The 15,556-nt window shown below is 66.5% G+C and carries 17 protein-coding genes; 13 read left to right on the top strand and 4 right to left on the bottom strand.

What is annotated here, in order from left to right; all coding sequences use genetic code 11:
- Positions 1 to 118: 118 nt before the first annotated feature.
- From ACQR07_RS14295 to ACQR07_RS14270, 6 genes are all read left to right on the top strand, one after another.
- The gene (locus tag ACQR07_RS14295; RefSeq protein WP_434902906.1) at positions 119 to 415 is read left to right on the top strand and encodes a DUF3551 domain-containing protein; all 297 of its coding nucleotides are present in this window, start codon (positions 119 to 121) and stop codon (positions 413 to 415) included.
- A 119-nt stretch (positions 416 to 534) separates the two neighbouring features.
- Positions 535 to 1,152: a hypothetical protein gene (locus tag ACQR07_RS14290; protein WP_434902905.1), complete on the top strand. Its 618-nt coding sequence runs from the start codon at positions 535 to 537 to the stop codon at positions 1,150 to 1,152.
- Positions 1,139 to 1,519 carry a winged helix-turn-helix domain-containing protein gene (locus ACQR07_RS14285; RefSeq protein ID WP_434902904.1) on the top strand — a complete coding sequence of 127 codons (381 nt, stop codon included), beginning with the start codon at positions 1,139 to 1,141 and terminating at the stop codon, positions 1,517 to 1,519. The genes ACQR07_RS14290 and ACQR07_RS14285 overlap by 14 nt, the downstream gene beginning before the upstream one ends.
- A gap of 36 nt (positions 1,520 to 1,555) precedes the next feature.
- Positions 1,556 to 2,299 carry a di-trans,poly-cis-decaprenylcistransferase gene (locus tag ACQR07_RS14280; protein WP_434902903.1) on the top strand — a complete coding sequence of 248 codons (744 nt, stop codon included), beginning with the start codon at positions 1,556 to 1,558 and terminating at the stop codon, positions 2,297 to 2,299.
- 78 nt (positions 2,300 to 2,377) lie between these two features.
- Positions 2,378 to 4,324, top strand: coding sequence for a tetratricopeptide repeat protein (locus ACQR07_RS14275; RefSeq protein WP_434902902.1), 1,947 nt, complete (start codon positions 2,378 to 2,380; stop codon positions 4,322 to 4,324).
- A 24-nt stretch (positions 4,325 to 4,348) separates the two neighbouring features.
- Positions 4,349 to 4,489, top strand: coding sequence for a hypothetical protein (locus ACQR07_RS14270; RefSeq protein ID WP_434902901.1), 141 nt, complete (start codon positions 4,349 to 4,351; stop codon positions 4,487 to 4,489).
- Positions 4,490 to 4,587: 98 nt separating this feature from the next.
- On the opposite strand, the gene ACQR07_RS14265 is transcribed toward ACQR07_RS14270, so the two are convergent.
- On the bottom strand, positions 4,588 to 5,409 hold the full coding sequence (locus ACQR07_RS14265; RefSeq protein WP_434902900.1) for an outer membrane protein: 822 nt from the start codon (positions 5,407 to 5,409) through the stop codon (positions 4,588 to 4,590).
- Between the two features lie 356 nt (positions 5,410 to 5,765).
- Between ACQR07_RS14265 and ACQR07_RS14260 the strand changes: the two genes are divergently transcribed.
- Positions 5,766 to 6,023 (top strand): hypothetical protein, encoded by a 258-nt coding sequence (locus ACQR07_RS14260; protein WP_434865159.1) that lies wholly within the window; start codon positions 5,766 to 5,768, stop codon positions 6,021 to 6,023.
- A 633-nt stretch (positions 6,024 to 6,656) separates the two neighbouring features.
- On the opposite strand, the gene ACQR07_RS14255 is transcribed toward ACQR07_RS14260, so the two are convergent.
- Entirely contained in the window at positions 6,657 to 7,562 is a 906-nt protein-coding gene (locus tag ACQR07_RS14255; protein ID WP_434902899.1) for a LysR family transcriptional regulator, read from the bottom strand.
- A 90-nt stretch (positions 7,563 to 7,652) separates the two neighbouring features.
- Between ACQR07_RS14255 and ACQR07_RS14250 the strand changes: the two genes are divergently transcribed.
- Positions 7,653 to 8,621: a carbon-nitrogen hydrolase family protein gene (locus tag ACQR07_RS14250; RefSeq protein WP_434902898.1), complete on the top strand. Its 969-nt coding sequence runs from the start codon at positions 7,653 to 7,655 to the stop codon at positions 8,619 to 8,621.
- A 43-nt stretch (positions 8,622 to 8,664) separates the two neighbouring features.
- Here the strand turns inward: ACQR07_RS14250 and ACQR07_RS14245 are convergent, their stop codons facing one another.
- Positions 8,665 to 9,225, bottom strand: a complete 561-nt coding sequence (locus tag ACQR07_RS14245; RefSeq protein ID WP_434902897.1) for a hypothetical protein — start codon at positions 9,223 to 9,225, stop codon at positions 8,665 to 8,667.
- A 90-nt stretch (positions 9,226 to 9,315) separates the two neighbouring features.
- Positions 9,316 to 10,908: an ATP-binding protein gene (locus ACQR07_RS14240; protein ID WP_434902896.1), complete on the bottom strand. Its 1,593-nt coding sequence runs from the start codon at positions 10,906 to 10,908 to the stop codon at positions 9,316 to 9,318.
- A gap of 292 nt (positions 10,909 to 11,200) precedes the next feature.
- On the opposite strand from ACQR07_RS14240, the gene ACQR07_RS14235 reads away from it, so the two are divergent.
- The 5 genes from ACQR07_RS14235 (at position 11,201) to ACQR07_RS14215 (ending at position 15,554) form a co-directional block, all read left to right on the top strand.
- Complete coding sequence (locus tag ACQR07_RS14235) at positions 11,201 to 11,659, top strand: DUF1348 family protein (RefSeq protein WP_434902895.1); 459 nt, start codon at positions 11,201 to 11,203, stop codon at positions 11,657 to 11,659.
- 24 nt (positions 11,660 to 11,683) lie between these two features.
- Positions 11,684 to 12,247 (top strand): TetR/AcrR family transcriptional regulator, encoded by a 564-nt coding sequence (locus tag ACQR07_RS14230; RefSeq protein WP_434902894.1) that lies wholly within the window; start codon positions 11,684 to 11,686, stop codon positions 12,245 to 12,247.
- Positions 12,248 to 12,370: 123 nt separating this feature from the next.
- Positions 12,371 to 13,384, top strand: coding sequence for a formamidase (locus ACQR07_RS14225; protein ID WP_434902893.1), 1,014 nt, complete (start codon positions 12,371 to 12,373; stop codon positions 13,382 to 13,384).
- Positions 13,385 to 13,956: 572 nt separating this feature from the next.
- On the top strand, positions 13,957 to 14,178 hold the full coding sequence (locus ACQR07_RS14220) for a hypothetical protein (RefSeq protein ID WP_434902892.1): 222 nt from the start codon (positions 13,957 to 13,959) through the stop codon (positions 14,176 to 14,178).
- Between the two features lie 176 nt (positions 14,179 to 14,354).
- A complete protein-coding gene (locus ACQR07_RS14215; protein ID WP_434902891.1) occupies positions 14,355 to 15,554 on the top strand; it encodes an acyl-CoA dehydrogenase family protein in 1,200 nt (399 codons plus the stop codon).
- Positions 15,555 to 15,556 lie beyond the last annotated feature (2 nt).

The raw sequence follows: 15,556 nt of genomic DNA, 5'->3' as shown, positions 1-15,556 counted from the left end.
GCGAGGCGTGCCGCCGGCGCGACACGTCGTCGCCCTGCTTGATGATGCGCTCCGCGGATTTGTCGTTTTTTGACCATGGCCATGTGCTGAAACCTGCTCGCCTGAAAGGGAGTAGGCCATGCGCAAGGTGATGATGGTGACGGCCAGCCTCGTCGGCGTTGCACTGATCGGCGGAGGCGGCGCCGCGCCCGCTGTCGCCGGCTACGACTATCCCTGGTGCGTGCAGGGCAGGGGCGTCGGCTATCCCGGCGACTGCTCCTATCAGACCTTCGAGCAATGCCGGGCCAGCGCCTCGGGACGCAACGCCGGTTGCGGCATCAATCCGCGCGTCGCGTTCGATCCGGCGCGCCGCGGCCCGACCGTCTATGGCGACATGCCGCCGCCGCGGCGCGTGCACCGCTTCAGCTATTATTGAGATGCTCTGAGGCTCCTTCCGCGGGACCGTTATCCAACGGAGCACTGACGGGCTTGTGTTCACTTTGTCATCGTGTATACTTTGTATTGCAAAGTTAATGGCGCCGGACCCCGTCAGACATGCGCGACCTCGACAAGGCGCTGGCCGATATCATCGCGATCCGCAGCCAGCTCGCGGCGGGCACTGCGTTTCGCGGCTATGGACCGGCGACGATGGCGGCGACCGCGGCGGTCGCTCTCCTGACTGCCATCGTCCAGCAGCTCGTGCTGCGCGATCCGACCGGCGAGCCGCTGACCTTCCTGCTCGGCTGGGCGGCGGCTGCCTGCGTCTCGCTGACCATGATCTGGGTAGAGATGCGGGCGCGGTCGCGCCGCCATCATTCCGGCCTGGCCGACGCGATGATCCACCAGGCGGTCGAGCAGTTTCTCCCCGCAGGAATCGCCGGCGTGCTGCTGGCGGTGCTGCTGTGGAAATTCGCCCCTGAAGCGCTGTGGATGCTGCCCGGCCTCTGGCAGATCCTGATGTCGCTCGGCGTGTTCGCCTCGGTGCGCTCGTTGCCTCGCACCGTCGCGCTGGCCGGCGCGTTCTACTTCCTGGCGGGCTTCGCGGTCCTCGTGTTCGGCAGCGTGACCCATCTGCTGTCCCCCTGGACCATGGGAGTGCCCTTCGCCGTCGGCCAGGCGCTGATGGCGGGCATTCTGTATTTTGCAACGGGAGATTCCGATGCCGAAGACTGACGGCAGCGCGCCGTTCTCCTATGATGGGCTCGATCGCGTCATCCACGAGAAGGCGCGGCTCGGACTGCTCACCTCGCTGATGGCGCATCCGAAGGGCCTCGCTTTCGCCGACCTCAAGCAGCTCTGCGGACTGACCGACGGCAACCTGTCGCGGCATCTGCAGGTGTTGCAGGAAGCCGGGCTGGTCGAAGTCACCAAGGGTTACGAGGGCAACCGCCCACACACCAGCTGCCGCCTGACCAAGGCCGGCCGCCGCCGCTTTCTCGATTATCTCGCCGTGCTCGAACGCCTGGTCCGCGACGCCGCGGCGGCAGCCGGCAAGGACCACGCGCCATCTCAAGCTGGCCTGATCCCGGGCCGCGCCTGAGCCTCTCACCGGATTTTTTTGACCTGGAGCTTTGCAATGCAAAGTAGTCTGCAACCCCAATCGCCTGCTGTGGTGGACGGCCTGCATGTCGGCATCATCATGGACGGCAACGGCCGCTGGGCAACCCGCAAGGGGATGTCGCGGCTGCGCGGTCACGAGGCCGGCGTCGAGGCGATCCGGCGCGTGGTCGAGGCCGCACCTGATCAAGGTGTCGGCACGCTGACGCTCTACGCCTTCTCCAGCGACAATTGGCGGCGTCCGCGCGCCGAGGTGGCGGCGCTGATGGCGCTGTTGCGGGTCTATCTCGCTAGCGAAGTGGAGACATTGGTGCGCAACGGCGTCAGGCTCACCGTGATCGGCCGCCGCGATCGGCTGCCGGGCGGCATCGCCGATGCGATCGGCCGTGCCGAAGCGGCGACGCGTGATGGACGCACCCTGCATCTGCGTATCGCCGTCGACTACTCGGCCCGCGACGCGATCCTCAACGCCGCCGCCAAGGCGGGCTCCGGCGAGGGGCTGACGCGCGCGGCATTCTCCGACCTGGTGACCGGAGAGGCAGGCCTGCGCGACGTCGACCTCATCATTCGCACCTCGGGTGAGCAACGCTTGTCGGACTTCCTGCTGTGGGAAGGCGCCTATGCCGAGCTGCACTTCACGCCGCGCATGTGGCCTGATTTCGATGCCGCCGATCTGGCCCAGGCGCTGGCCTCGTTCCATGGCCGCGAGCGCCGCTTCGGCGGCCTCGAGCCGGCGCCGCTGGCGCCGGCCGAGAGCGCCTGATCTTTCGCGCGAGCCGACAATCTTTCCGTGCATCTGGGAATCATCTACCGCTTGCAGCACGAGCGCAGAGATCTCCCGATGAAGCACAAGCCGCGCCGGCCTGCCGGCCCCTCTCCGGGCAAACCCGGACCGTCGCGCCATGGCGATACGTCCGAGGCGATGTGCGCCGCGGCGCTGAGGCTGCTGCGCGCGGGCCAGCTTGCCCAGGCCGAGGATGCCTGCCGGCGCGCCCTGGCGCTCGATGCCGCTTCGATCGAGGCGCTGCAGGCGATGGGGCAGGTCTGTCTCGCGCTCAAGCGCGCCGACGATGCCATCGAGTGGTTCGCCCGCGCGATCAGGCAGAACATGGCCGGGCCCGATGGCTTCGTCGGCCTCGCGCAGGCGCTGCGGCTCGCGGGCCGGCTCGACGAGGCCATCAAGGCCTATGATCGCGCGCTGCAGCTGCAGGGCGATGCGGTCGAGAGCTGGGACGCTCTCGGCGAGTTGTTGCAGCTGACGGGCCGTCATGCCGAGGCGGCACTGGCCTGCGATCGCCTGCTGCAACTTGCGCCGGAGCGCATGACGATTTGGATTCGTCTCGGCGAAGTGCTCGAGGCGCAGGGCCGTGGTGCGGAGGCGGCGCTGGCGTTCGACGAGGTGCTGAAGCTGAAGCCTGATTGCGTCGAGGCCGCCAACAAGGCCGGCGGGCTGCATTTCGACGCCGGACACTACGAACGGGCCATCGCCGCGTTCGATCGGTCGCTGGCCGTGGTGCCGGATCAGGCGCGCGTGCTGTATCTGAAAGCGATCTCGCTGCGGCGACTGCGCCGCTACGCGCAGGCCGATGAGTTCGGCCGCCGTGCGCATCTGCTGGCGCCGCATGATCCCGACCTTGCCAACGGCTATGGCTGCATCCTGCAGAATCTCAATCGCCACGAGGAAGCCATCGCCGTGTTCGACAAGGCGATCGCGATCCGGCCGCAGACCGCCGACTTCCACAATCATCGCGGCACCTCGCTGGCCGAGCTGCACCGGTTCGACGAGGCGTTCGCCAGCTTCGATCGCGCCGTTGCGCTGAAGCCGGATTTCGCCGATGCGCATTGGAACGCCGCGCTGTTCCGCCTGCTGACCGGCGACTTTGCTCGCGGCTGGGCCGCACGCGAATGGGGCCGCCAATGCCGCGCCGTCGGCTTCGTCGCGCGCAGCTTCGACGTGCCGGTTTGGCTGGCCGATGCACCCCTGTCGGGCAAGACCATTCTGCTGCACAGCGACGAGGGACTTGGCGATACGATCCAGTTCTCGCGCTATGCCAGCACCGTCGCCGCGCAGGGTGCCCGTGTCCTGCTCGAAGTCGACGCGGTGCTGCAGCCGCTGCTGTCGGGGATGGAGGGTGTGGCGCAGTGCCTGGCCCGCGGCATCGATGCGGTGCCCGCCATCGACTATCACTGCCCGCTGTCGAGCCTGCCGCTCGCCTTCGCCACCCGCCTCGACACCATCCCAGCAGCGCCTCGCTATCTGCCACGCGCGCCCGCGGAACGCCGTGCAACCTGGGAGCAGCGGCTCGGCCCGCACGACAAGCTGCGCGTCGGGCTGGTGTGGTCCGGCAACCCCGCGCATCTCAACGACCACAACCGCTCGATGCCGCTGACGACGCTGATGCCGCTGCTCGATGCCGGTGCGCGGTTCGTCAGCCTGCAGAAGGATGCGCGGCCCTCGGACAAGGCGTTGCTCGCCACGCGCGGCGATGTTCTCGATCTCACCGCCGACATTCGCGACTTCGTCGACACCGCCGCCCTGATCGACGCGCTCGACCTTGTCATCACGGTCGACACCAGCGTTGCACATCTCGCCGGCGCGCTTGGCAAGCCGACCTGGATCATGCTGCCGTTCACGCCCGATTATCGCTGGCTGCTCGGCCGCGACGACAGCCCGTGGTATCCGAGCGTGCGTCTGTTCCGGCAGAGTGAGCGCCGCGATTATGTCGACGTCGTCGCGCGCGTCCGTGCGGCGCTCACCGAGCAGGTCGCTACGTCCGGTTCGAGGTAGGCGCGGCTGGATGGCTCTGCACGGGTGGTCGCCGCTCTGCCAGCCGGCTGGCGGCTCGCGCTGTTCGGCATGTCGCTGGACGAATTCCAGGCCTTCGGCCTGTTCGTCATCTTCAGCAGCCTGCTGCTGATCCAGGCGATCGCACCCTCGGATTCGGCGCCGTGACCAATCGCGGCCAAGGCTCGAGCGAATCGCAGCGGTGCGAAGCAAAAAAGCCTCAGCACAGCTGAGGCTTTTGCGCGCAGACCTCGCGGTTGTCGGGATCAGTAGCGGGCGACGGCCGGTCCGCCGAACTTGTAGTTCACACCGACGCGGGCGGTGTGGAAGGTGAAGTCCTGGGACAGGCGCTCGACATAGTTCGCGCCGGGAGGAGCGAAGGTGCTGCCGGGCACGTAGGCCGAGGTGTAGTTGACGCTGCCGAGGTCGGTGTAGAGATATTCGAACTTGACGGTCCAGTTCGGCGCGAAGGCGTGCTCGACGCCCGCACCGATGGTCCAGCCGAGCCGGGTCTGGTCGATTGACGCAGTCTTGGCGTAGCCGTTGCCAGAGGTCACATCCCAGCTGCCCTTGACGTTGCCGACCGCGAGACCGCCGGTGACGTAGAGCAGCGTCGTGTCGATCGCGTAGCCGGCGCGGCCGCGCACGGTCATGAACCAATCGTTGCGGATGCTCTCGTTGAAGGTGCGGGTCGTCGGCGGGTTGGGTCCGGTGACGATGAGGCGCTGGCTCATGCCCGAGCCGTTGAAGTCCGCCTCGATGCCGAACACGCTCGGACCTGTCTGCCAGTTGTAGCCGGCCTGCAGGCCGCCGATGATGCCGGCAGGGTTGAGGCGGTTGTTGCTGAGGGCGACGAACTGATTCTGGAAGGCGACGGTTTCGCCCGCCCAGCTGCTGGTCTGGTCGAGGACGGTGCCGAGGTTCGAGCGGCCCCAGCCGTAGCCGACATTGCCGCCGAAATAGCCGCCGGTCCAATTGTAGATCGCAGCCGGCGCCGGAGCCTTGGTGTAGCGGACCGGCATATCGGCAGCGAAGGCGCCGAGCGAGCTCGCGACAAGCAGCGAGACGGCGGTGGCAAGCGTTTTCATAGTCACAATCCTCAATCAAATTCAGCAATGTTCGAACATGCTCTTCTCACATTTTGGACCGATCGACTGTAGTCGAACTACAACACTCGCAATCGTATGCGTCTGTGACAACATCACTAAGTATCTGTGATCACATCACTTTTTATCTCAACCTAAAGTGGTTGTCAGTTATATGTTCAATCTTAGAAGGCAACTGCCGCCATTGCCCCGATGGCGAGAACCGGACAATTCGATGCATTCTCTCAAGCAAGAATTTGCCAACCATGAGAACGCGCTATTCCGGCTGCTAACGATTTCGCAAAGCGCGCACGTGCACTTTCGGCGTGTCCCGAGGGGACGGAGCGGGGAGAGCGGTCATGACGATGAATGGAGAAGCGGTTCTCGAAAACGTGCGGCGCTATCGTACCGTCGCCTCCTTGTACCGGCAGACTGCGACATTTCGTCCACATCAGCGGGAGTCGCTCCTGGCACAGGCCGCGGAATGGGAAAGCCGCGCCGTCGCCGAGCTCGAGGCCTACTTCGTGGCGCGCCAGGCGCCGTCGCAGCCGCCGGCCAATCTGAACTATCACGCTCCCTCCTACACGCCGTCGCCCTGGCAGATCGCCGCGGCTTAGACACGTCTCTTCCGCCTCGCGGCGCGATCCGCGCCCGAGTTGTTGAGGTCATGGACCCTCTGCAAGCGAGAGGGGCAGGGAAGACCAGGCGCCGACCGGCGCCTGCGGCCCCCGTGCGAGAAGAATGCACGGGGCAGGAACCACAGGCTCGGCCGGGCATCCCGGCCTTCCCTGCGCAACGGGCTACGGCTTATACGTGCTCTCCTCGGTGCACCGGGCTTTCTGGCCACCGTATCGGCAACAACGCTTGCGCGTCGCGCTGAAGACACCAGCGTCGGGGTGTCAGGACCACACGACTTCACCGTCCGCAACGTCCCGTTCGTCGGCATCCTCAGCGGATGCTGCGGTCCATCGCGGCCATCGCTCCCCGCCTCGCGTGTCGTGACGACCGCGATACGCCCTCTGCCCGAGGCGGTATGCAGGGAGCAGACACGAAAATTCGGAAAAGCGAAAGATGAATATTTTTGCGCGATGATCTGGACAGGGGTCATCGCCTTGATCGGTCGCTCGAAATCGGCATTCCGGCGCACGCGTTTCCGTGCCGCTGACCGGCCGCCGCGGGTCGTCAAAACCCCTTGGCCGTGCCCGACGGGCGACTCGGCCCGGCGGCGGAGGATGGCATCCAGCCTCGCCTCATGTCGGCCGCTTCGCCAATTTGCGGGTCGGCTTCGTCCGGTCCGACTGCACCAGTTCGAGAAAGGCTGTCGTGACCGGGCCGAGCCGTTCGGAGCGGAGGGTGACCGCATGCAGCGTGCGCCGCATGTTCGGCCGCAGCCTGATGGCGATGAGGCCCTGTTGGTCGAGCGGCAACGCCATCTCCGGCATGATGGTCAGTCCCAGTCCTTCGCGCACCATGCTGGCGAGCGCGGCGTTGTCGCGGACCATGCAGACGATGTCGGGGGTGCTCGATGCGCTCGCCAAGAGCTCCTGGATCAGCGTCTCGCACCCACCACCGGACAGCAGCATGCGCTGGCCATCGAGGTCCTTCAGCGCCAGCGATGCTTTCACCGCGAAGGGATGTCCCGGCGCCACCACCACGACGTAGTCGTCCTGCGCAACCGGCGAGGCGCTGAGGCCGGCGAGGGTGCGGCTGGTGAAACCGATCTCGACGATACCCGCCTCGACCCATGCCGTCACCTCCGGGTCGGTGCCCTCATACAGCGTCACCGCCACATCGGGATGCGCCGCGCGCAGCTGTCGCAGCCAGCCGGGCAGCAGGCGGATGGCCGCGCTCTGCACCACGCCGATGCGCAGGGATCCGCGCAGCGTCGTTGCACCGCGGGCGCTGCCGGCGAGGCGCTCGACGGCCGCCAGCACGGATCGCGCCTCGCCGAGCGCCGAAAGGCCGGCGCCGGTCAGCGTGACGCCGTCGCGGCCACGCACCAGCAACTGCGCGCCGAGATTCCGTTCCAGCGCGGCGACGGCCTGGCTGACCGCGGATTGCGACAGGCAGAGCTGCTCGGCGGCAACCGTGAAATTGCCTTTCTCCGCGACCGCGCAGAAGCACCGGGTCTGGACCAGGGTGATATTAGAAAACACGATCCTATCCCATCAAGAGGATTAATTGGACTGATGCTAGCGCCGGGCCTAGCTGGTTGACAAGCATGCCGCATGCAGCAGGAGTCCATGATGTCCAGCCGTGAACAGGATCAATTGACCGTCGGTCTTGCCCAGATCGCGCCGGTCTGGCTGCAACGCGCGGCGACGATCGACAAGGTGGTCCGCTGGTGCGCCGAGGCGGCCGGGCGCGGCTGCGGCCTGGTGGCGTTCGGCGAGGCGCTCGTGCCGGGCTATCCGTTCTGGATCGAGCACACCGATGGCGCACGCTTCGAGTCGGGCCTGCAGAAGGACATCCATGCGCACTATCTCGACCAGGCCGTCCAGATCGAGGCTGGTCATCTCGAGCCTGTCGCGAGCGCGGCCAGGCAGCTTGGCCTCGCCGTCGTGCTCGGCATCATCGAGCGCCCGGCCGACCGTGGCGGCCACAGCGTCTACTGCTCACGCGTACACATCGGCGCTGACGGCAACATCGCATCGGTTCATCGCAAGCTGATGCCGACCTATGAGGAGCGCCTGAGCTGGGCTCAGGGCGACGGGCACGGGCTGCAGGTGCATGCCGTCGGGCCGTTCCAGGTCGGCGGGCTCAACTGCTATGAAAACTGGATGCCGCTCGCCCGCGCCGCGCTCCAGGCGCAAGGCGAGGATCTGCACGTCGCGCTGTGGCCGGGCAACCTGCGCAACACCGAAGGCTGCACACGGTTTCTGGCCCGCGAGGGGCGCAGCTATGTGCTGTCGGTTTCCGGACTGCTGCGCCGGAGCGACGTCCCGCCGGACAGTCCGGCGGGCGCGATGCTCGCAACCTGCCCGGAGGTGTTGGCCAATGGCGGCTCCTGCATCGCAGGTCCCGACGGTGAATGGGTGGTGCCGCCGCAGGTCGGTGCCGAGGAGCTGATCGTGGCCACGCTGGACCATCGTGTCGTGCGGCGCGAGCGGCAGAATTTCGATCTGGCCGGCCACTACGCGCGCCCTGACGTGGTCCGTCTCGTCGTCGATCGACGCCGTCAGGCGATCGCCTGCTTCAACGATGCGGCCGGATGAGATTGTCGAACCCCCGCAAGGTGCGGGGGTGGGTGCAGGCCATTCAGTTCGCCGGCATGCGGGCCGACGTGAGCAGGCCGATCAAGGCGGTCAGTGCGCCCACGCTCATGGCGTTGATCGACACCAGCGAGGCGTAGTCGGACTCGGCGACCCGCATCACCGGCTCGCCGAGGCGGGAGTCGATCAGCAGATACGATACGAAGGGCAGCGCGAGCAGCGGCAGCGAGCGGATGCGTTCGTCGGGGCGGAACAGCAGGGCGCCGAGCAGGGCGCAGGGGATCAGGAAAAGCTCGACGCCGCTGCGTGCGCCGAACAGTTTGACGCAGAACACGGTGTGGGCGGTGCTGGCCAGCACCATCACGGCGCGGCCGGCCAAGGGATTGCGTCGCGCCAGCGCCGGTACGGCGGCGAACAAAGGCGCGGTGAGCAATGTCAGCCAGGCCGGCCACGCCGCCGCGCCCGCGATCGCGTGCAAATAGAGCGGATAGAACGGCTGGTTGGCGACGATGACCAGCGCCACCTTGGCGGCGATGTCGGACTGCGGATCGTCGACGGCGGCATAGGCCTGCACGGCGGCCAGCCAGCGTCCGAATATCTTGCCCATTCACGTCCTCATATCCGCAGGCCATCGCGCCGCATCGGCTCGGAAACGAGCTTGGGTCCAGGCCGGATCACGCACGCAGAATGAGGCCCGTCACGTGCTGAGCGCGGTCCGGATCATGCGGGCGAGGTCGGCGCTCTGATACGGCTTGGTCAAAAGCAGCACGCCGGCATCGAGGCGGCCATGGTGGACGATGGCATTCTCCGTATAGCCCGAGGTGTACAGCACCTTCAGGTCCGGGCGCCGCTTCAGCGCCTCGATCGCGAGCTGACGCCCGTTCATGCCGCCGGGCATGATGATGTCGGTGAACAGCAGGTCGATGCGCGCCGGACCGTCGATCAGCGCCAGCGCCTCGTCGGCCTTGCTCGCCGCCAGGGTCGTGTAGCCGAGCCGCTTGATCTGCGCGATGACGTATTCGCGCACCAAGGAATCGTCCTCCACGATCAGGATCGTTTCGTCGCCCCGCTCCATGGCTGCGGCGCTGAGCGCAGAGAGGGCCGCTGCCTCGGCATCGCTGTTGGCCTGCGGCAGGTACAGCTTGACCGAGGTGCCGTGCCCGGGCTCGCTGTAGATCTTGATGTGACCGTCAGACTGCTTGACGAAGCCGTAGACCATGCTGAGCCCGAGGCCGACCCCCTTGCCGACGTCCTTGGTGGTGAAGAACGGCTCGAACACCTTGTCGAGCAGGTTGGCGGGAATGCCTTCGCCGGTGTCGCTGACCGCGATCATGACGTAGTTGCCGGGGATCACCTCCGGGTTCATCCGCGCATAGCCATCGTCGAGCAGGACGTTCTTGGTCTCCAGCGTCAGCTTGCCGCCGTTCGGCATCGCGTCGCGGGCGTTGAGCGCAAGGTTGAGGATCGCGGTCGACAGCTGGCTGGGGTCGATCATGGCGGGCGCCGAATCGTGCGCCAGCATCGATTCGATCTCGATCTGCTCGCCGAGCGTCCGCCGCAGCAGGCGCGCGGTGTCGACCACCATGCCGTTGATGTCGACGCTGCGCGGCTGCAGCGGCTGGCGGCGGGCGAAAGCGAGCAGATGCTTCGTCAGATCTGCGCCGCGCGCGGCGGCCGAGTTGATCAGGCTGGTGATCTGCACCAGTTGCGGGCGGTCCTTCACGGCGTCGGCCAGGATCTCGATCGTGCCGGTGATCACGGTCAGGATGTTGTTGAAGTCGTGGGCGACGCCGCCGGTCAGCTGGCCGATCGCCTCCATCTTCTGTGCCTGCCGCACCTGGGCCTCGGTGGCTTCGGTCTCCTGGAAACGCCGGACCATGGCTTCCGCAGTGCGCCGCTGCCGCGTCTCCTCCTCGAGCTGCGCATACGCGTTTTTCAGCTCGGCGCGCGACGGCATCGTCAGCACTCGCGGCAGCATCAGCAGCAGCGCGCCGGCGATGCCGACCGACATGAAGGCGAGGACGCCCTTGGTGGAGGCCTCGAGCGAATAGGCCGGCACCCAGATCGTGAGGACCTCGATCAGCCGCGTCAATCCGCAAACGGAAACCCACAGCGCGAAGGCCCAGAAGATGTAGCTGAACTGAAAATCACGGCGGCGGTAGACGATGAAGGCGAGCACGAACGCGATGGCGAAAAAGGCAATGGAGATGAGGACGTCGGAGATCGCGTTCACCCAGATCAGTTCAGGTGTCCACAGCAGGCACTCGCCGTGCGGCGTGAGCATCGACATGTCCGAAAATCCCCCAAACGCGTAGCTGAACCGACCGCGTTCGCCCCCGCGCCCCGGCCTGTTCACTTAGCAGATCATCCAATTTCCGTTGAGCACACAAGGGTGCTGACTGTCGCGAGCAGCAGATTGGTAGATCGGCACCGCGTCGACACGCGCGTCCGCCACAACGGCTTTCATAAGAGGCTCAATGATCGTTCGTTGATCGAACATCCGAGCAGCTTGACGTCTTTGTACCGCTCAGTACAATCCGTTCTGTAAGGTACACACCCAGAGCATTTGAGGAGAGTCGTCCGTGGCGCTTACCCCACCTTTCACCCTCCAGACCGCGACCCAGAAAGTCCGGATGGCCGAGGACGGCTGGAACAGCCGCGATCCCGAGCGCGTGTCGCTGGTCTACACGCCGGACAGCCGTTGGCGGAACCGGGCCGAGTTCATCACCGGGCGCGCCGAGATCGTCGCCTTCCTCACCCGCAAATGGGCGAAGGAGCTCGACTATCGCCTCATCAAGGAGATCTGGGCCTTCAGCGACGACCGGATCGCCGTCCGCTTTGCCTATGAATGGCACGACGACAGCGGCCACTGGTATCGCTCCTACGGCAACGAGAATTGGGAGTTCGACGCGCAGGGCCTGATGCAGCGCCGCTTCGCCTGCATCAACGACCTGCCGATCAAAGAGAGCGAACGCAAGTTTCACTGGCCGCTGGGGCGGCGTCCGGACGATCATCCCGGACTGACCGATCTCGGTCTTTGAAGAGAAGTTCGACTTGGGAGCGCCATGCGGACGCTGAACGAGCGCGCCGACGTCGTGCCCTTGATCGCCGAAGTGTTTCGCGAATTCGGCTTCGAGGGCACGTCGCTCAGCCGCATCACCGAGAAGACAGGGCTCGGCAAGGGCAGCCTGTATCACTTCTTCCCAGGCGGCAAGGAGGAGATGGCGCGCGCCGTGCTGGCGCATGTCGATGCCTGGTTCGAGCGCGAGATCTATGCGCCGCTCCGCGGCGCTGCGCCGGAGCCCTCGATCGAGCGGATGTGGCGCGGCGTCGACGATTACTTCCGCTCCGGCCGCCGCGTCTGTCTGGTCGGGGCGTTCGCGCTCGACGACACGCGGGATCGTTTTGCCGCGATCATTGCCAGCTATTTCACGCGCTGGATCGCGGCGCTGCGCGCCGCGCTGGTGCGGGGCGGATGGGATGATCAAGCGGCCGAAGATGCCGCCGAGGAGGTGGTGCTCGGCATCCAGGGCGCATTGGTGCTGGCGCGTGCGACCGACGACCCGGCGGTGTTCAGCCGCGCGCTGGCGCGGTTCCGGCGACGTCTGCAACGCTCCCGTGCGGTCTGACCCGCGCGGAGCTGCCTGCGCAAGCGGCAGGCGACGGGCTGAAATATCGGCGCGCCCGTGGTGCCAAATCGTGATTGTCTTGCGCAACGTCTCGGTCAGCGGCGGCAATCAGGGAGGTTTGGCATGAACGGGCTCGGCGGTCTCAACAAGTCGGACAACGGCGTGGTCATCGGGCTGGTGCAACTGCAGCTTCCCGTGGTCGTGACCAGGGAGGATCTGGCGCGCCAGACCGAAAAGATCGTCTGGATGGTCGGCAAGGCGAGGCGCAATCTCGGCACCATGGACCTCGTCGTGTTTCCGGAATATTCGCTGCACGGCCTGTCGATGGACACCAATCCGGAGATCATGTGCCGGCTCGACGGACCCGAGGTCGCCGCGTTCAAGCAGGCCTGCATCGACAACAAGATCTGGGGCTGCTTCTCCATCATGGAGTTCAATCCCGACGGCAACCCCTACAATTCCGGCCTGATCATCGACGATAACGGCGACATCAAGCTGTATTATCGCAAGCTGCACCCGTGGATTCCGGTCGAGCCGTGGGAGCCGGGCGATCTCGGCATTCCCGTCATCGAGGGGCCGCACGGCGCCAAGCTCGCCTTGATCATCTGCCATGACGGCATGTTCCCGGAGATGGCGCGCGAATGCGCCTACAAGGGCGCCGAGATCATGATCCGGACCGCCGGCTACACCGCGCCGATCCGCGACAGCTGGCGCTTCACCAACCAGGCCAATGCGTTCCAGAACCTGATGGTGACGGCCAATGTCTGCATGTGCGGCTCGGATGGCTCGTTCGATTCGATGGGCGAGGGCATGATCGTCAATTTCGACGGCTCGATCCTCGCGCATGGCACCACTGGCCGGGTCGACGAGATCATCACTGCCGAGGTGCGCCCGGACCTCGTGCGCGAGGCGCGCATCGGCTGGGGCGTCGAGAACAACATCTATCAGCTCTGGCATCGCGGCTATGTCGCGGTGAAGGGCGGCGCGATGGACTGTCCCTACACTTTCATGCACGACATGGTGGCGGGCACCTACCGGCTGCCGTGGGAGGATCAGGTCAAGATCACCGACGGCACGTCCTGCGGCTTTGCCGCGCCGACGCGCTCGTTCGGCAAGCTCGGCAAGGCGGCGGAGTGACCGCCGACGCCGCGTGCATGCTGGCGTGACGCGCCGGCAGCGATCAGCTTCGCCAGCTCTTGATGATCACCGCCGTCTCAACGACGGCAGTGCGCTCCCCTCCTCCGCGCCGGCAGCGCGCTAGCGATGACGGCGTGCGGGGAGGGGTCGGGGGTGGGGGCCTCCGGGCGATGCGCGATGTGATGAGTCCGAGGTCAGGAGCACATCGATACGGCAACGCAATTCTACATCGCCCAACAATCGCGATGGACTGGAGCGAAAATTCGATGTCGTACGCCACGACGTCTGGCGCGCGGAGTCCCCCACCCCCGACCCCTCCCCGCATCCGGCAACCGCTACGCGCTTGCCGGCCGGGGGAGGGGAGCGCAGCGTCGTCGCGGCGAGAGCTTGGCTCGAATGAGCAACGGCGCCGGCAGCAGCGCGCAGCGGTTGCATCGTTCCGTGTCGAGCGCTTCGCAACAGGCTTCGGCACGGCGATCACCGTCGTTTCCTGAAGCTTTCGCCCGAGCCGAATTGTGGTCCAGCGCGAATTGGCGCATGGTCCGCCGCGGGGCAATGCTCAGGGGGGGATCATGGCGGGGCTTCTGTTTCTGCTCGCACTGCTGGCAGGCGGTGCGGGCGTGGCGTTCTACAACGCGCGGGATCTGGTCTCGATCGGCGAGAATTGGGCGGTCGCCGTCTGCTCGTCCTCTAAGCTGTTCTGCGTCCATCCGGACTATCTGTTCTACACGGCCGGGGTTCTGCTCGTGCTCGCCATGGGGGTGAAGCTCGGCAGCGCCATGTCTGGGAATTGATCCGCCGGCAGCTGATTCGTCGTCACCATGTGGGTGGGGCGTCCGCCGCCGGCTGACGGGCCGTCTTGACAATGCGAACGGCCGCCAATTATTTTATGTTTAAAATAATTGGGCGGTCCGCGGCGATGCGCGCCGGTGTGCGCCCGAATGCTGTCGCTCCGGCTTCGAGGTCCATCATGCGTGTAACGGCCAAGGTCATCCCCCGCGACTGGCTCGACTGGCCGTTCTTCGAGCCCGGGCATCGCGCGCTGTGCGAGCGCCTCGACGGCTTCGTCGCGTCCGGACAGCTCGACGATGTCGACCATTCCGACGTCGATGCGGCCTGCCGCAAGATCGTGCGCGCGCTCGGCGCGGCCGGCCTGCTCGACAGCGCGGTCGTGGCACCGGATGCCGACGCAGCTGCCATCGACTCGCGCGCGATCTGCCTGTCGCGCGAAACCCTCGCCTATGCCGACGGGCTCGCCGATTTCGCCTTCGCCATGCAGGGGCTCGGCTCCGGCGCGATCGCGCTCGGCGGCTCACCCGAGCTGCGCGCCGCGGTCCTGCCCAAGGTGCGCGCGGGCGAATGGCTGGCGGCGTTTGCACTGTCCGAGAAGGACGCCGGCTCCGACGTCGCCGCGATGGCCTGCGCCGCGCGGCTCGACGGTGACGCTTACGTGCTCGACGGCGAGAAGACCTGGATCTCCAACGGCGGCATCGCCGACGTCTATACGCTGTTCGCGCGCACCGGCGAGGCGCCCGGCGCGCGCGGCATCTCCGCCTTCGTGGTGTTTCCCGATGATCCCGGCTTCTCCGTCGCCGAGCGCATCGAGGTGATCGCGCCGCATCCGCTGGCGACGTTGCGCCTGCAGAACTGCCGCATTCCGGCGAGCCGGCGGCTCGGCGCGCCCGGCGGCGGCTTCAAGCTCGCGATGCAGACGCTCGACATCTTCCGCGCCTCGGTGGCGGCCGCCGCGCTCGGCTTCGGCCGCCGCGCGCTCGACGAGGCCCAGGCGCATGCGCAGAGCCGGCCGATGTTCGGCGGCGCGCTGTCTGATCTGCAGATGACGCAGGCCGCGTTCGGCGAGATGGCGACCGACACCGATGCCGCGGCGCTGCTGACCTACCGCGCGGCGTGGCGGCGCGATGTGCAAAAGCTCCCGACCACGCGCGAGGCCGCGATGGCCAAGCTCGCCGCCACCGAGACCGCGCAACGCGTCATCGATCGTTCGCTGCAGATGTTCGGCGGACGCGGCGTCCGCAAGGGCGAGATCGTCGAGAGCCTCTACCGCGAGATCCGGGCGCTGCGCATCTACGAGGGCGCGACGGAAGTGCAGAAGCTGATCGTCGCGCGCGAATTCCTCAAGGCGCGAGGCGGCGCAATCCGCGGATCGTGATC

The sequence above is a fragment of the Bradyrhizobium sp. HKCCYLS20291 genome (genome assembly GCF_051167715.1).
Lineage (GTDB): Bacteria > Pseudomonadota > Alphaproteobacteria > Rhizobiales > Xanthobacteraceae > Bradyrhizobium.
This window is presented reverse-complemented; position numbering and strand designations above follow the sequence as displayed.

Excerpts from the sequence above, each read along its gene's own strand:
- ACQR07_RS14285 (WP_434902904.1), top strand. The coding sequence starts at position 1,139 with ATGCCGAAGACTGACGGCAGCGCGCCGTTCTCCTATGATGGGCTCGAT.
- ACQR07_RS14280 (WP_434902903.1), top strand. The coding sequence starts at position 1,556 with ATGCAAAGTAGTCTGCAACCCCAATCGCCTGCTGTGGTGGACGGCCTG.
- ACQR07_RS14290 (WP_434902905.1), top strand. The coding sequence starts at position 535 with ATGCGCGACCTCGACAAGGCGCTGGCCGATATCATCGCGATCCGCAGC.
- ACQR07_RS14265 (WP_434902900.1), bottom strand. The coding sequence starts at position 5,409 with ATGAAAACGCTTGCCACCGCCGTCTCGCTGCTTGTCGCGAGCTCGCTC.
- ACQR07_RS14295 (WP_434902906.1), top strand. The coding sequence starts at position 119 with ATGCGCAAGGTGATGATGGTGACGGCCAGCCTCGTCGGCGTTGCACTG.
- ACQR07_RS14260 (WP_434865159.1), top strand. The coding sequence starts at position 5,766 with ATGACGATGAATGGAGAAGCGGTTCTCGAAAACGTGCGGCGCTATCGT.
- ACQR07_RS14250 (WP_434902898.1), top strand. The coding sequence starts at position 7,653 with ATGTCCAGCCGTGAACAGGATCAATTGACCGTCGGTCTTGCCCAGATC.
- ACQR07_RS14240 (WP_434902896.1), bottom strand. The coding sequence starts at position 10,908 with ATGTCGATGCTCACGCCGCACGGCGAGTGCCTGCTGTGGACACCTGAA.
- ACQR07_RS14225 (WP_434902893.1), top strand. The coding sequence starts at position 12,371 with ATGAACGGGCTCGGCGGTCTCAACAAGTCGGACAACGGCGTGGTCATC.
- ACQR07_RS14230 (WP_434902894.1), top strand. The coding sequence starts at position 11,684 with ATGCGGACGCTGAACGAGCGCGCCGACGTCGTGCCCTTGATCGCCGAA.
- ACQR07_RS14220 (WP_434902892.1), top strand. The coding sequence starts at position 13,957 with ATGGCGGGGCTTCTGTTTCTGCTCGCACTGCTGGCAGGCGGTGCGGGC.
- ACQR07_RS14275 (WP_434902902.1), top strand. The coding sequence starts at position 2,378 with ATGAAGCACAAGCCGCGCCGGCCTGCCGGCCCCTCTCCGGGCAAACCC.
- ACQR07_RS14215 (WP_434902891.1), top strand. The coding sequence starts at position 14,355 with ATGCGTGTAACGGCCAAGGTCATCCCCCGCGACTGGCTCGACTGGCCG.
- ACQR07_RS14245 (WP_434902897.1), bottom strand. The coding sequence starts at position 9,225 with ATGGGCAAGATATTCGGACGCTGGCTGGCCGCCGTGCAGGCCTATGCC.